General features: G+C 61.1%; 12 protein-coding genes and 1 pseudogene. 9 read left to right on the forward strand and 4 right to left on the reverse strand.

Annotated features, from left to right (window positions below):
* Positions 1 to 147 precede the first annotated feature (147 nt).
* Together B0G77_RS25875 and B0G77_RS25880 are read left to right on the forward strand one after the other, a co-directional pair.
* Positions 148 to 1587 carry an alkaline phosphatase family protein gene (locus B0G77_RS25875; protein ID WP_133664871.1) on the forward strand — a complete coding sequence of 480 codons (1440 nt, stop codon included), beginning with the start codon at positions 148 to 150 and terminating at the stop codon, positions 1585 to 1587.
* 339 nt (positions 1588 to 1926) lie between these two features.
* A complete protein-coding gene (locus B0G77_RS25880; protein ID WP_133664872.1) occupies positions 1927 to 3273 on the forward strand; it encodes a nitrate/sulfonate/bicarbonate ABC transporter ATP-binding protein in 1347 nt (448 codons plus the stop codon).
* Positions 3274 to 3430: 157 nt separating this feature from the next.
* Here B0G77_RS25880 and B0G77_RS25885 read toward each other — a convergent pair whose 3' ends face one another.
* Positions 3431 to 4036 (reverse strand): ParB-like protein, encoded by a 606-nt coding sequence (locus tag B0G77_RS25885; protein WP_133664873.1) that lies wholly within the window; start codon positions 4034 to 4036, stop codon positions 3431 to 3433.
* A 307-nt stretch (positions 4037 to 4343) separates the two neighbouring features.
* Here B0G77_RS25885 and B0G77_RS25890 point away from each other — a divergent pair, with 307 nt between their 5' ends.
* A complete protein-coding gene (locus tag B0G77_RS25890) occupies positions 4344 to 5561 on the forward strand; it encodes an FAD-binding oxidoreductase (protein WP_133664874.1) in 1218 nt (405 codons plus the stop codon).
* A gap of 585 nt (positions 5562 to 6146) precedes the next feature.
* Here the strand turns inward: B0G77_RS25890 and B0G77_RS25895 are convergent.
* Positions 6147 to 6347: a hypothetical protein gene (locus B0G77_RS25895; RefSeq protein ID WP_133664875.1), complete on the reverse strand. Its 201-nt coding sequence runs from the start codon at positions 6345 to 6347 to the stop codon at positions 6147 to 6149.
* A gap of 110 nt (positions 6348 to 6457) precedes the next feature.
* Positions 6458 to 6978 (reverse strand): annotated as a pseudogene (locus B0G77_RS44530) (trypsin-like peptidase domain-containing protein); the annotation flags it as partial.
* 898 nt (positions 6979 to 7876) lie between these two features.
* Between B0G77_RS44530 and B0G77_RS25910 the strand changes: the two are divergent.
* The 3 genes from B0G77_RS25910 to B0G77_RS25920 all read left to right on the forward strand — a co-directional run bounded on the left by B0G77_RS25910 (position 7877) and on the right by B0G77_RS25920 (position 10790).
* A complete protein-coding gene (locus B0G77_RS25910; protein WP_133664878.1) occupies positions 7877 to 8206 on the forward strand; it encodes a GntR family transcriptional regulator in 330 nt (109 codons plus the stop codon).
* Positions 8207 to 8244: 38 nt separating this feature from the next.
* A complete protein-coding gene (locus B0G77_RS25915; protein ID WP_133664879.1) occupies positions 8245 to 8655 on the forward strand; it encodes a general secretion pathway protein GspC in 411 nt (136 codons plus the stop codon).
* 545 nt (positions 8656 to 9200) lie between these two features.
* A complete protein-coding gene (locus B0G77_RS25920) occupies positions 9201 to 10790 on the forward strand; it encodes an alkaline phosphatase family protein (protein ID WP_243751392.1) in 1590 nt (529 codons plus the stop codon).
* A gap of 182 nt (positions 10791 to 10972) precedes the next feature.
* On the opposite strand, the gene B0G77_RS25925 is transcribed toward B0G77_RS25920, so the two are convergent.
* Complete coding sequence (locus tag B0G77_RS25925) at positions 10973 to 11221, reverse strand: hypothetical protein (RefSeq protein WP_133664881.1); 249 nt, start codon at positions 11219 to 11221, stop codon at positions 10973 to 10975.
* Between the two features lie 240 nt (positions 11222 to 11461).
* On the opposite strand from B0G77_RS25925, the gene B0G77_RS25930 reads away from it, so the two are divergent.
* From B0G77_RS25930 to B0G77_RS25940, 3 genes are read left to right on the forward strand one after another with little or no spacing between them, the layout of a single operon-like run.
* Positions 11462 to 12160, forward strand: a complete 699-nt coding sequence (locus B0G77_RS25930) for a response regulator transcription factor (RefSeq protein ID WP_133664882.1) — start codon at positions 11462 to 11464, stop codon at positions 12158 to 12160.
* Positions 12070 to 13383: a 7TM diverse intracellular signaling domain-containing protein gene (locus B0G77_RS25935; RefSeq protein ID WP_133664883.1), complete on the forward strand. Its 1314-nt coding sequence runs from the start codon at positions 12070 to 12072 to the stop codon at positions 13381 to 13383. The genes B0G77_RS25930 and B0G77_RS25935 overlap by 91 nt, the downstream gene beginning before the upstream one ends.
* Complete coding sequence (locus B0G77_RS25940) at positions 13358 to 14065, forward strand: ATP-binding protein (RefSeq protein WP_166656270.1); 708 nt, start codon at positions 13358 to 13360, stop codon at positions 14063 to 14065. Before B0G77_RS25935 ends, B0G77_RS25940 begins: the two co-directional genes overlap by 26 nt.
* Positions 14066 to 14168: the final 103 nt, after the last annotated feature.

A 14168-nucleotide genomic window follows, 5' to 3' on the forward strand; every position in this document is an offset into this window, starting at 1 on the left:
CCGCGCAGCTGATGACGACGGGCAGGGAAACGGTGAGCACGGGAACGAACACATCGAGTGGCCTTTTGCTGGCCGGACCTTCGCGTGCATACTCCTTCATCCAGGCGCAGTCTGCGCGGAAATCGAAGTTCCCCCGGGAGACAGGTTATGGCGAATCAACTCGGAAAGATCGATCACATCGTCGTGCTCATGCTGGAGAACAGGTCATTCGACCAGATGCTCGGTTTTCTCTACAGCGACAGCAATAACCGCTCACTGTCCAATGACCCATTTGACGGACTGACGGGGAAGGAATCGAATCCCGACGAGTTCGGCCGGGAAGTTTCTGTGTACAAGATTCAGAAGAGCGACCAGCATGTCTATCTGATGCCGGGCGCCGATCCCGGCGAGGGATTCCAGAACACGAATTACCAGCTCTACTCGACTGACGACCCGGCTCCGAACGCAGTTCCGGACAATAAGGGCTTCGTTCTCAACTTCAAATCGGCGATCGCTACAGATCTCGCGAAGCACTACCGGGACACTTTGCCCGGCACGGCAGCGCCGCAGATCATGGGCATGTACACCCCCGAGTTGCTTCCAGTTCTGTCAGCGCTTGCCCGGGGCTATGCGGTTTCCGACGCATGGTTCGCGTCGGTTCCGACGATGACGATGCCAAATCGCGCGTTTGCGCTCGCTGCTACATCGCAAGGTCATCTGGACGATCACGTCAAGATCTTCACCTGTCCCAGCATTTTTGGGCGGCTCTCGGATAAGGGGCTTGATTGGGCGATCTATGGATATAACCGTGATCCTCTTACTCGCCACGATTTTCCAGACACGCAACACGCCGACGAAAACCATCTCGGCCATTTTCGGGACTTCAAGGAGCGAGCTGCCGTTGGGAAGCTACCGCCCTTCACGTTCCTGGAACCGAGTTGGGACGCAGCCGGGAACAGTCAGCACCCGAACTACGACGTCGCGGCGGGCGAGCAACTGATCCACGAGGCCTACTACGCGTTGCGCAACGGTGCGAAATGGTCGTCGACCCTACTCATCATTACCTACGACGAGCACGGCGGAAACTACGATCACGTGCCCCCGCCGACCGACGCTGCGCCGCCCAACGATGGGACGATCGGCGAGTACGGGTTTGACTTTACCCGCTTCGGAGTGCGAGTGCCGGCGGTACTCGTTTCGCCATGGATCAAGGAAGGAACGGTCTTTCACCCCCCGGGTCGGGTCGATCACACCTCGGTGCTCCAGACGGTGCACCAACGGTGGAAGACTGATCCGCTGACCGATCGCGACAAAAACGCGGCTTCGCTTGCCGACGTGTTGACGCTCAGGTTAGCTCGCAAAGATGACCCACTGGCGGGCGTAGAGGTTCCGGTGTCGTCAGTGCATCACCCGAACTCCTCGACGCCGTCCAGGCTCGACAAGATTCACGCAGCTCGCGTTGCAGCGCTGCCCATCAGAAATGAGAAGGGGCATTATGAGGAGGCTTCGCCGGATCTGTCATCGACCGCCGAATTGACCAATTTCATCCGCGATCGCACTGCCGCGTGGAAAGAACATTTGCGCCGGCAACGCGATCGGCGGAAGTAAGCGTAGAACCAGTCCGGCGTACTTTCGGCGCCGGACTACCTGACTTGCTTCCGAAGGTCGAGGCGGAAGCAGGATATCCGGCTCGCGCACATTCACCCTGACTATGTGTGCTGTTCCGTCGCGCAAGGCGGTGGATCGTAGCGGTCCATGAAGCTTGCGATCACCCGCCCAACCGGCCTGAGAAGACAGCTTCGAGCATGCGTACCGACACGGTGGCGTCCGGAAGACGCACAAACGACGCGCGTCATCTGTTCGTCATCCATGACGAACATGCTGTTGTGGCGCCCGATGTATGCCTGCGCCGAAGCGAAGCTCCGGCTCGACTGAGAGTGACACGCGATGCAAAATCCTGACGCTGCCCTGACTGCCGTGCCGATCCAGACGCTGTCGATGCCGCCGCGCCCCGGTGACGAAATTCTGCGCGTCAAGGACGTGAGCCGTGGCTTCAGCAAGACACAGGGCGAACTGCTCGTTCTCGACGATGTGAACCTCACGCTGTGCGAGGGTGAGATCGTCGGTATGCTGGGCCGTTCAGGGTCGGGCAAATCGACACTGCTGCGCATCATCGCCGGGCTGATCGAGCCGACCGGGGGTGAAGTCGCCTATATGGACAAACCCCTCGACGGCCCCGCCGAAGGCGTCGCGATGGTGTTTCAGACCTTCGCGCTGTTTCCATGGCTGACCGTGCTGCAGAACGTGGAAGCGGGCCTCGAGGCGCTGGGTGTGGGTGCGAGCGAGCGCCGCAAACGTGCGCTGGCCGCGATCGACCTGATCGGTCTCGACGGTTTCGAAAACGCGTATCCGCGTGAACTGTCGGGCGGCATGCGTCAGCGCGTGGGCTTCGCGCGTGCGCTGGTGGTCGATCCGACGCTGCTTCTGATGGACGAACCGTTCTCCGCGCTCGATGTGCTGACCGCCGAAAACCTGCGCACTGACCTGCTCGACCTGTGGACCCAGGGCCGTATGCCGATCAAGTCGGTGCTGATCGTCACGCACAACATCGAGGAAGCGGTGTTCATGTGCGACCGGATTCTCGTGCTGTCGTCCAATCCTGGCCGTGTGATCGCCGAAATCAAGGTGCCGTTCAAACATCCCCGTAATCGGCTGGACCCAGCGTTCCGCCGTCTCGTCGACGACATCTACGCGAAGATGACCGCCCGCCAGACCGACGAAGCGACGAGGCTGGGGCTTGAACTGGGCAGCCGGTTACCGCCCGTGTCGACCAACCTGTTGGCCGGTCTGATCGAAACGCTGGCCGCCGCGCCCTATCACGGCCGCGCGGACATGCCGGAAATCGCCCGCACGCTGCAGCTCGAGGTGGACGATCTGTTCCCCATCGCCGAAGTGCTGCAGTATCTCGGCTTTGCGGACGTACGTGAAGGGGACATCATCCTGATGCCACCGGCACGCGCCTTCGCGGAATTCGACACGCAGGAGCGCAAGATGATGTTCGCCGAGCATTTGCTGCGGCACGTGCCGCTCGCCGCGCGGATCAGGAAGGTGTTGAACGAGCGCCCCGGTCATCGCGCGCCGCGCGTGCGTTTCGAGCAGGAACTGGAAGATTTTCTGTCGGACAACGCGGCGCAACAGACGCTCGACGCCGTCATCAACTGGGGGCGTTACGGCGAGATCTTCTCTTATAACGACAAAACGGAAATCTTCAGTCTCGAGGATGTGGAGTCCTGATCCCGAGGTTTCGGCTCATGCCGCAGCGCTTCGGTGAGTCGGGCGATGAAAGGTAGTCGTACGCTTTTCCTCGTGGCGTCGCTTCACGGCGCCCACCCAGAATCCGTCTGCTTGCCGAACAAATGTGCGTGGTCTCCGCACTTACGTCGCTAACACTTCAACTTGACGGCGCCGCCTTGAAACCTGGCAGACCCTTGGCCAGTTCGCCTGTTGCGAGGGTGACGGCCCTCTGGACTGCCGCGTGGAAGTCGGCTTTCAGGTCCTCAACGGCAATCGAGCGACGGAAAAAATCAGCCCATACAAATTCGGCGAAAGCGGTAGGCGTTTTGAGGTAACCGCCGGCATCACGTACGTACCCGGCCAGGGAACGATAGGGGTCGTCGACCAACTTCTCCAGGTGATGCGGGATGGCCGCGTAGTAGTGACGCACTCCGTACTCGTCGAGGGGGTGAACCCACAGGTTCCTGTCCATCTCCTTCCAGAAATCTTCCAGACCGTAATTAGAGAGGTCGGCCTCCACCACGAAGAACCCACTAGCGACGCCGGCCTCCAGCGCGGCTCGCCCGAGGTGGTGATGATCGGTTATGTACAGTTTTCCGGCCGACCCAACCACCGCCGGGATAGGATGGGCTTGCATAAACGCCTGTTGCTCCTTTTGCGTTAGCGAAACCAGGAGTTTCTTTTTGTCCAGGACTTCAATCATCCCCACCGTGAGCTGCGTTGGGTGCAATTCATGGATCAAGGACTCGCGGATCTTCGGCATCTTGAACTCCGTCAATTGTTGAATCCGGATGAGCGAAGGCTTCCATTTACGCCCATCACCGAAATCGTGCAGAGGCTCCAAGGCCGCCCGACAGAGCCTGCAAGTCCCATGCGCGCTCGCCGGGCTTGACCGCTTCGGCCGCTTGTCCCTCTGCTCTCTATCGTATCAATAGGCGCGGCGCTGTCACGTTACAGTATTCGCGAGGAAGTAGCGTAGAAGACGCCCCAGTCTGCTCCTGAGGGATATCATGGTTGTAACGCCCCCCCGACCGGCAGGTCGACTGACGTGCCCAACAGGAGAAGCAACGATGGGCGAATCTGCGGATGTGATCGTGATCGGCTCCGGCGGACTTGGAGCGGCTACCACCTACTACCTGGCTAAACGGGGCACCCACCGCATCGCGCTTCTCGAGCGCCACGAAATCGGCTCACAGACTTCTCCGCGAGCGGCCGGCATGGTCAATTGCTTGCGCAAGAATGACTTGATGATCGACTTGATCACGTTGGCGGCAGGCAAGATCAGGCGATTCTCTGCGGACACCGGCCAGCCTTTGGATTGGGTGCAGTCGGGTAGCCTCAAGGTTGCGCGCCGCCCGGAAGATGCCGAGGTCGTTCAGGAAGACATCCTGCGCGGCCGGCGCCACGGCCTGGACGTGGCGGAGCTTTCCCTGGACGCGGCCCACCGGCTCAACCCGTTTCTTGAAACGACGGGAATAGCAGCGGTCATGCGCATCGGCGACGACATGTATTTCAATCCCGCCCAGCTCGCCATCGGCTTTGCTCGTGCGGCGCAGGCGCACGGTGCGGAAGTGCTGCCGAAGACTCCGGTCACGGGCGTCCTGATCGAGGATGGCGAGGTCACGGGTGTCGACACCACGCGCGGTCGCATGCACGCCCCGGTTGTCGTCGATGCCGCCGGCGCCTGGACCCGACAGGTGGCCGAAGCCAGCGGAATTCGTGTTCCTCTTGTCACCACAGCGCAGCAATCGTTCGTTACCGAGCCGGTACCCAACGCCCGGGCAGACTTGCCGATGGTCCGGATCATGGACGCTGCCGTCTATATGCGGCCCTGTGATGGTGGATTTCTCTGGGGGGTCTACGAGGACAACCCGTCGTTCTTCGACATGAATGACTTCGGCACCAACTTCGACATCAAGGATCTGTCGCTTGATGCCGGGTTGCTCTGGCACTACGGTCGAGACGTTGAGGCTCAGCTTCCCGTCCTTCTCAAGGCAGCGGTGCGTGAGCATCGCGGTGGGCTGCCAACGATAACTGCCGATGGGCAGCACATCATCGGACCAGCGTCGGCGATTCGTGGATTCTACCTTGCGAGCGGCTGCAATGTCGCGGGCCTGTCGATTGCCCCGGCACTGGGCGAAGCGCTTGCCGCGTGGATCATCGATGGCGCGCCTCCAATTGACCTGAGCCCTCTTTCGATAAGCGGGTTTGGCACCGGGCCATGGCCAGACGATGAGTTGAAGAAGCAGGCAGCGTGGCAGTACCGTCATTTCTACGGCGCGAGATAATCTTGTCATCGACGGTGCGCCAGCTCGCCGTGGAACGTCACAAATACTTCGTCAAGGTGTCAGGTCAAAGGGCTTGTGCCAGCTTGACTCTACCCCGACGCCTCTCGCTGCGAAGCTTAGGCAAGCTATATGATTATCAGTGACCTCGCCAGGCATCCGACGCGCATCGCGTTCCTCACTGCGGCGCAGGCGACGGGATCGCAGGCTTAACCACAATACGCGCCCCAGCGCTTTCAACATCTGCTGAAAGCCCGACGAGTCGAGGATGATCGCGCCAGCTGCAACGCGCAACCGGTACGCGGCGTTGCGCGCACTGTCAGCAGATTCCCACGGCAGAAAAAACCTGGTCACGCCGAAACCGTCACCGCCGACGCCCCGCTTTTCCGTGCATTGCCACAAAACCTTCGCGGTAACAGCTCTCGAATGCTGCGTGAAAACGCCTTAAAAGGAAAAGATAGGGCGTTAGATGTGGAGTATGCACAAGCTGTGCTGCGGGCACATCCGTCTCGTTGCAGAGTCACTCGAATCTTTTGCACGCGGTCAGCGTGAATTCGTCTGGTTCGTCTTCCCAGGGCTTCGAAGCGTTCACGTCTGTTCCCTCGATTCTTCTCCGATCGGCGGCATGCCAAGCGCAAAGCCGCAAACAAACGCATGATCAATCAGCAAGGCTCGCAACTCGGCGCGCTCGACCGTCACGAAGTGCGATCCATCCTCGTCAACCTGAGCGCGTAGCCGCATGCCGCGATCCTTCATTTTGAAGATGGCTTGACGCGTTTTTTGGTCCATCGTCTCTTCCCTTCTCGGTAAAATTTGTGCAGAGTTTCGTCTTTCAGACAGGATCGAAAAAAGCGGGTAATAGAACCATTCCCGCCTTCATTGCCCGACATACGCGGATGCGTTTTGACGATCTGGTCTTTGACCCGAATCGCTTCGTCAATTGGAATCGCGAACGGCAGCCCCTGAAACTCGCCTGTACGCGAATAGGTCATCGAATTGATGCCGATCACCTCGCCTTTCAGGTTCAAGAGCTGTTCGCCTGGGTTGTCGGGATTGACGCAAACGCCCGTCTCAATGAATGGTGTGTGGTCGTCGTGGACGGCGTGCGCGATTTGACGCTGACGATGCAGAACGTCACTGTGTCGTCGAGGCCGTACTGCGAGCCGATCGCGTCAACCCGTTCACCGACCCTGCTTTATTCCGGATCGCCGATCTGCACGATCCGCAGATTGCTGGCGTCGATCTAAAGCACGGGCACGCCGGACGTTTTGTCTGTGCCGATGATCCGCGGCAGAAGTCGCTGGTCGGTCAGTTTCACGGTGACGATATCGGTTCCGTCGACGACCTGATTGTTAGTCAGCTCGTCACCGTCTTCGCTGATGATGAAGCCGGAGCCAAGACTCTCGCCCGCGCGATTGTCGCCATCCGGGTTGCCGGTGTGCTTCGCGATGATATGCACGACCGGAGGTCCATAGGTGGCCGGGAAGTCTCGCGTGCCGGCACACATGCCACTCACTGGCTTCTGCAGGTACAGGAGCCGTCGACGTGGGGTCGTGAGACGCCGTTTGCGATGCGTCGGCGCCGCGGCAACCCGCCGCGTAACCACCGACGAGAGCAGGCGCGACGCGGGTTATTTCCACCCCGCGCAAAATAATTCTGGTGCTCATGATCTGGTGCTGCTCGTACCGCGTGCTTTGAGGAGCCGTAAGGTACTAGCCGCTACTTAAAGGAATCTTAAAACGTCGTCGCTCGGAGCCGTGGATGTGGCGGGTTTTGTGACTGAGCCGGCATATCATCCTGAACTCAGGCGACATCCGATCCCCGTTATTCGTCTTGGCGAACCGCTTCCAGAGATCGCGTTCAAACGAACCACAAAACAGGGATCCTAACGTTTCTTGTCACACCACGAAACGGATGCACGTGCAACTATCTCCTCTACGGAGCACCAACGTTTGTCGGATCGGGCGGCGGAATGTATGACATTGGTAAGCCATATGCCGTCAGGCGGTAACATGCCGGTGATCCAATTCACTCCGTTTTAACGCGGTAATCCTACGCAACGCTATGACACGAGGCGCGTTCTTTCGCGACGATGTCGACCGCAACCTCAAACAGGTCATGGACTTCTCCTCAAAGGCTCAATCGTTGACGCCGATGAGGCAGAAACGGGTCCTGTCGCGCCCGTAAAGAGCCTCTCCTTCGACACACCCGTGGCGGATGCGAATTCAGCTCTTCTCGCGCTGTACCTAACATATTCGACGCTCTCTTCTGGGTAAATCCTTCGGCCTGTTCGACTGCGGGCTTCTAATGAGGTAACAATGAATACTCTGCAAACGGCGGCGACGCGTCAGTCGTCGGTATCGCGCGCAACGACCGCCGAATGGCGTGTAGACTTCGCCAGAATTCGCGGCCGGGTCTATCTCTCGATCGCAGCACAGATAGAGGAAGCGATCCGCTCGGGTGTCTTCTCGCCGGGCGACAGGCTCCCCTCGCAGCGCGCGCTGGCCAACGATCTGGGCTTCCACGTGAACACAATCAACGCGGCGTTCAAGGAAGCCGCACGCCGTGGCCTCGTCCGGGGATGCACCCGCCGTGGTACCGTCGTCTTGTTACGCTCACCCACGCAGGTGAACCAACCCGGACATTGAACATCCGCAATTTTGCAATCGTTTGTACGATGGACCGCATGAACACCCTGCAAATCCGCCTCCTGTCACTCGCGCTCTTCGCCATGTTGTGCGCGACGCTGACCTCTTTGATCGTCGCGCTGACCGCGCACTCCGCGCCCTTGCCCATCGCCACCGTGCGCGCGCCCGATTTGGCCGACGAGGCCGCGACGCTATTCGGTGGCCAACTCACGCACAACGCGAATCAGGACGTGCACGTGTTCGGCATCCTCGCACTGCAACGGGGCGCTGCGGCAATTGTTAGCATCAGCGGCGATTCCCCCAGAACTGTGTCGCTCGGCGCCCCGCTCATGCAGGGCGCGACGCTCGCCGACGTGCGCCCACGCGCCATCGTGATCGATCGCAACGGCGCGCGTTCCGAAGTGTTCCTGCCCGCCGATGTGGGCACCCCCACGATTTACGTGCGCTGAACCCCGATTGCCGCCCCGTGTCCGGCCTCGTCGCATTGCTGCACGAGGTTCCTCAACCATGAGCCCGGATCAGCGCTGATGTTTCTGTTGTTCACCGGTGGTGATGGGAGCCACCAACCCTGAACGCGCATCCTCTCATTTGAGCCAAAACCATTCGAGAGCGGTGTCAAGGGGCATCTCAAGAAATCTATGCCCCCCAGTTTTTGCAAGACCGATTTTCGATGTTGTCGCTGGCTGGGGTAAGTCTAATCGACGCCTTTATGGGCATCGCTCCCCGCAGCGCGATGCGATTTGCGCCTGGTTCATCACTCAGCGCTGCACCTCAGGCCTTGTCTAACCGTCCCTGTCGCGACAAAACCCTCGCGCGCCGACTTCGCAAGCGCGCGACCGATGTCTAAATGAAAGCCGGGCGTCATCACGGCTTCGCAATCTGGATCCATATTCCTTGACTCAGCGCAGGCCCATCCCAACGCAGTACAACGAGGTGAGATATGGAGAAGACAGGCAAGTGGTCCCGGTTAAACGTAGCAGTCAGCGCCGCTGTGATGGCGCTGGCTGGTTTGCACTCAACCGCGCAAGCTCATGAGATGCAGGACGCAAAGCGCGTGCTCCTGATCAGCATCGACGGTTTGCATGAACAGGATGTCGCGCGTTGCATCGGCGCGAATACCTGCCCCAATCTGGCGGTACTGGCTAAATCAGGCGTGACCTACACGAATGCGCACACGCCCGGCCTGTCGGATTCGTTCCCGGGCCTTGCTGCATTGGTGACCGGAGGCTCGCCGAAGAGCGCGGGCCTCTTTTATGATGTGTCGTACGACCGCACCCTCTATGCCCCGACGGATACGACCTGCTCCGGCAAGCAGGGCTGGAACGTCGTGTTCGATGAGACGACCGGGATCGATGGAGAGAACGGTCGCCCGCTCATTCACCTCGACGGCGGCGGCGCATTCAATCCGCAGGCCATTCCGCATGCGTTGATCAATGGCGTCTGCACACCGGTTTATCCGCACAACTATATAAAGACCAACACGGTCTTCGAGGTCATCAAGGACCATATCCACGGTGCGCGTACCGCCTGGGCCGACAAGCACGCCTGGGGTTATGACTGGGTAAACGGGCCGTCTGGCCACGGCGTTGACGATCTGGCGCGGACCGAGATCAACTCGATCGACCCGGCTACGAACACGTACTACCTCGACACCTATACGCACACCGAGAAGTTCGATAACTATCACGTGCAAGCGATCATCAACGAAATCGATGGCAAGGACTCGACTGGCACGACGGGCGCGCACGTGCCGACGGTGTTCGGCTTCAACTTCCAGACCTTGAGCGTGGCCCAGAAGGCAACGGTGGCAAAGGGAGGGGGCTATCTCGACGCGAGTTTCACGCCTGGCCCACAGGTTGCAGGCGCGATTGCCTACGCCGACAACGCACTGGGTCGCATCGTCGCGGAACTGAAGCAGCGCAACCTGTACTCCACGACGGTCATCATCGTAACGGCCAAGCACGGCCAGTCGCCGACCGATCACACAAAGCTCGTCAAGAACGGCGATACGCTGACGACGCTGCTCGAAGCCAACAACTATCTGGATCCGAAGGGCAACTTTGGCCAGGCCAACACGAAGTCGGGCAATCTGAACGACGGCACGGGTCTGGTTGACACGGGCATGGTGCAAACCGACGACGTCGGGCTCATCTGGTTGCGTGACCCGAGCCAGACAGACGCAGCGGTTGCGACGCTCAAGGCAAACCTCGGCTGCAATGCGCCTGGTATCTGCGCGGACGGTCCGCAGGCGTATATCCTGCACGGTGATGCCCTCGCAGACCGCTTTGGCGATCCGGCCCGTGGCCGTACCCCGAACATCATCGTGCAGCCGAACCCTGGCGTCATCTACACATCCAGCACGGCGAAGGACGAGGAGCACGGCGGCAACGCACCTGACGACAGCCATCTGGGTCTCGTCGTGTCGTACGCGGGAATCCGCCACGGTCGGACCGTCGACAGGCCGGTTCTGACCACGCAGGTCGCACCGACGATCCTTCGCGTACTTGACCTTGATCCGGATCTGCTGCATTCGGTAGCAGTTGAAGGCACGCGGTCCCTGCCGGAGCTTGGCATCGACCGGTAAGCGTTTGGCGAACGCGGCAGCCATCGGGTTACCGATGGTTGCCTGCTCGATGGACAGAGTCGAGGATGTTGTACGTGATGGTTCCGGCAACGACGGGCCTACGGGTTCATCTCATGCCTGAGGGCGTCGCGGCGCGATGATCGTTCGCGCCGCATCGGCGCAGGTGAACCGACAGCGAAGCGCTAACCGGTCGCTTCGCGACGAAGCGGCGGACCGGTATCGGCGGCCCCGTGCGCATGCAGCGCCTCGAGCTGCCGCAACTTCTCCTGCAGGCGACACCAGCGGCGGTGCTGCGCAGCGACAAGCCTCGCCGTGCCGATCTCCTTGATACGTGCGCGCCAGTATGAGAGCGGTATACGGTCGGCCGCGGAAATGAGCGTAATCACCCGTTCAAGGTGCGCGATTTCCTTCTCAATGTAATGATGGTCCATGCACGGCCCCCGTTGCGCTGCGTGTTGTAATCTATCGGCGAACGGTCGCAGTGTGGGCCCGGCGGGTGCGTGCCTTCAATCCCCGGAACCTGGTAACGGGGTGGCGCCTACCAGGTTCCAGGTATGGCCCGGGCGCCGCGTGCGTGTCATGTTGTCAGGCATCGGTGTTGTGCAGCTCGGCGGCGCTGCCTCGGGTCCCGTTGCGGGTTCCATCAACTCTCCGTTTTCCGCTTTCAGGCAATGTCCCAGCCTCTTTCGCTATTTCAGGAGCCGGTGCTGCCCGGTCCGGTCGCCATCGTCGAAGACGAGCCGATGATGCAGTTGCGCCTGCGCGCAATCCTCACGACGCTCGGCTACACTGACGACGCGTTGTCGTTCGCCGCAAGCATCGTGGAGGCCCAGGCTATGTTCGACGAGCAGCCATTCGCGCTCGCGCTCGTCGACGTGGGGCTTCCGGACGGCAACGGCATCGACCTGATCCGCGCGCTGCATCAACGTGACGCCGCACTGCCCGTTTTGGTAATCTCCGCGTGGAGCACCGAGCAGGTGATCGTCTCGGCGTTGCAGGCCGGCGCGACCGGCTATCTGCTGAAAGAGCGCGACGACGTGGAGATCTCGCTGTCGGTGCGCAGCGCGCTGCGGGGTGGCGCGCCGATCGACCCGTTCATTGCGAAACGTATTCTCGAGCTGCTCGGCGCCGCCGGCACGAAGCGGCTCGGCCACGAGGCTCCGCAGGCGTCGGGGGCGCCGCTGAGTCCGCGCGAGGCTGAAATCCTGACCTTCGTCAGCAAGGGGCTGACCAATCAGGAGATTTCCAGTTTGTTGTCATTGTCCAGGCTGACGGTGGAATGTCACATCAAGAATATCTACAAGAAACTGGCGGTCAACTCGCGCACCCAGGCTGTGTTCGAAGCGCGTTCGCGTGGCTTGTTGCCCTGATCGTCGTCATCGGCCTGCTGCAGCACGGCGCGGCACGCGCCGCGCCGGTGCCGCCGCCCGCGGCCGAAACTGACGCCATCGCAAGCCTGCATGTCGAAGCAGCGCGCTCGGACCGGCAGGCGCAAATGCCGCCGCACGACGGCTGGACCGTGGTAACCCTGCCGGATATCTGGACCCAGCGATGGCCGCATTTCGACGGCTCTGTCTGGTACCGCGTGAGCTGGAATCAGACGCCGGGATCGCACCCGGCCGCCGTTGCTCTCGACTATCTCAACATGGCCGGCGAGATCTGGCTGAACGGCGCGCTGTTGCGCCGCGACGAGCACCTCGTCGAGCCGATCAGCCGGATGTGGAATACGCCGTGGTATCGCGTGCTGTCTACGCGGGAGCTGCAGCCGGGCGAGAACACGCTGCTGATCCGCGTATCCGGCCTCTCTGCTTACCAGCCCGGCCTCGGCCCGCTGACGATCGGCGCTCCGGGCGTCGCGTGGGACATCTACCGGCACGCACGGCTCGTGCGCCACGATCTGCAGCTTTTCAGCCTTGCCGTGACCGCGACGCTCGGCCGCTTCTTCCTTGCGCTATGGTCGATGCGACCCAGGGAGACCGCCTACGGGTGGTTCGCGTTCCTTTCGCTCACGTGGTGGTGCTGGGCCGTCAACGAGATCGTGACGACCACTTGGCCGTTCGCATCGAACGACATGTGGGAGGCGGCCGACGCGCTGCTCTTCCATGTGTTCTGCGTGTCCTTTTCGATTTTCGTGCTGCGCTTCTGCGATCGCCGCGCGCCGCGCATCGAGCGCGTGCTGTGGCTCAGCGTCGCCGTGGGCGTCGCAGCGGTCGTCGCGTTGCCGCAAGCGCAATTGGGGACGCTGCGCATCGTGCTGATTCCCGCGTCGGCGCTGATATTCTTCGCGAGCTGCTTCGTGTTCCTGTGGCTGGCCGTGAAAAGCCGGCGCACCGACCACCGGATCCTGTCGGTGTGCATCGTGATCTTCATCGCGGCGGGTATCCACGATCTGCTGATCGGTGTTCAGCGTACTGCGCGACAACCACTATTACACGGCATTCACGTCGCAGTTTCTGATGGTCGGCATGGCGTTCGTGCTCGCGTGGCATTTCGTTGCGAACGTGCGCCGCATCGAGCGTTTCAACGACGAGCTTACGGAACGGGTCGACGAAGCGCGTGCCGACCTCATGACGACGCTGCAGCGCCAGCATGAGCTCGAAGTCGTGAATGCGCGGCTCGGCGAACGGCTCGATCTCGCGCACGATCTGCACGACGGGCTCGGCGGCACGCTTGTCAGCGGCATCGCGATGCTCGAGCATACGCCCGAGAGCATTGCGCCGGGGCGCGTTTTGTCGATCCTCAAGGAGCTGCGCGACGATTTGCGCATCATCATCGATACCGCGTCGAGCCATCAGCTCGGCGAGCATGCACTGGACGACCTGATTGCACCGCTGCGGCACCGGATGATGCGTCTTTTCGAAGGACGTGGCATCGAATGTGCGTGGCACGTGTCGGGGCTCGATACCATCGGGCTCACCGCTTCGCAGAATCTCGACGTGCTGCGCGTGTTGCAGGAGAGCCTGACCAACGTGCTCAAGCACAGCGGCGCGACGCGCGTGCGGATCGATCTGCGCCATCTCAACGGCTCGCTGCGGCTCGTCGTGGAAGACAACGGCACGGGTTTCAATCCTGCCGCTATCGAGGTGCGCCGCGGCCTCGGCATGCGCAGTATGCAGACGCGTGCAGCGCGGCTCGGCGGCAACCTGACGGTCCGCTCGACCGAAGGCGGGACAGTGTTGACGCTCGCGGTCGAGATCCGGCCATCGGCTATGGTGGCCGAGCCGCACCACGATGCGTTGCAAGGCGTCAAAGAGGGCGGTGCCAAACGTCGCTGATCGACCCGTTCCCGACATTGCACCGGGCGGCGCCTGTTCGGCAGCTCTTTGAGGTATAGCGGTCGTTTGTTGTCTCTCCAGGTCCCCAACACCCTGTTGCCTC

This window comes from Paraburkholderia sp. BL10I2N1, from assembly GCF_004361815.1.
In the GTDB taxonomy this organism is placed as follows: Bacteria; Pseudomonadota; Gammaproteobacteria; order Burkholderiales; family Burkholderiaceae; genus Paraburkholderia.

Bases quoted from the DNA above. Each gene is read 5' to 3' on its own strand.
- B0G77_RS25930 (WP_133664882.1), top strand. From the start codon at position 11,462: ATGTCCCAGCCTCTTTCGCTATTTCAGGAGCCGGTGCTGCCCGGTCCG.
- B0G77_RS25880 (WP_133664872.1), top strand. From the start codon at position 1,927: ATGCAAAATCCTGACGCTGCCCTGACTGCCGTGCCGATCCAGACGCTG.
- B0G77_RS25890 (WP_133664874.1), top strand. From the start codon at position 4,344: ATGGGCGAATCTGCGGATGTGATCGTGATCGGCTCCGGCGGACTTGGA.
- B0G77_RS25915 (WP_133664879.1), top strand. From the start codon at position 8,245: ATGAACACCCTGCAAATCCGCCTCCTGTCACTCGCGCTCTTCGCCATG.
- B0G77_RS25920 (WP_243751392.1), top strand. From the start codon at position 9,201: ATGGCGCTGGCTGGTTTGCACTCAACCGCGCAAGCTCATGAGATGCAG.
- B0G77_RS25925 (WP_133664881.1), bottom strand. From the start codon at position 11,221: ATGGACCATCATTACATTGAGAAGGAAATCGCGCACCTTGAACGGGTG.
- B0G77_RS25940 (WP_166656270.1), top strand. From the start codon at position 13,358: ATGACGACGCTGCAGCGCCAGCATGAGCTCGAAGTCGTGAATGCGCGG.
- B0G77_RS25885 (WP_133664873.1), bottom strand. From the start codon at position 4,036: ATGCCGAAGATCCGCGAGTCCTTGATCCATGAATTGCACCCAACGCAG.
- B0G77_RS25875 (WP_133664871.1), top strand. From the start codon at position 148: ATGGCGAATCAACTCGGAAAGATCGATCACATCGTCGTGCTCATGCTG.
- B0G77_RS25935 (WP_133664883.1), top strand. From the start codon at position 12,070: ATGTCACATCAAGAATATCTACAAGAAACTGGCGGTCAACTCGCGCAC.
- B0G77_RS25910 (WP_133664878.1), top strand. From the start codon at position 7,877: ATGAATACTCTGCAAACGGCGGCGACGCGTCAGTCGTCGGTATCGCGC.
- B0G77_RS25895 (WP_133664875.1), bottom strand. From the start codon at position 6,347: ATGGACCAAAAAACGCGTCAAGCCATCTTCAAAATGAAGGATCGCGGC.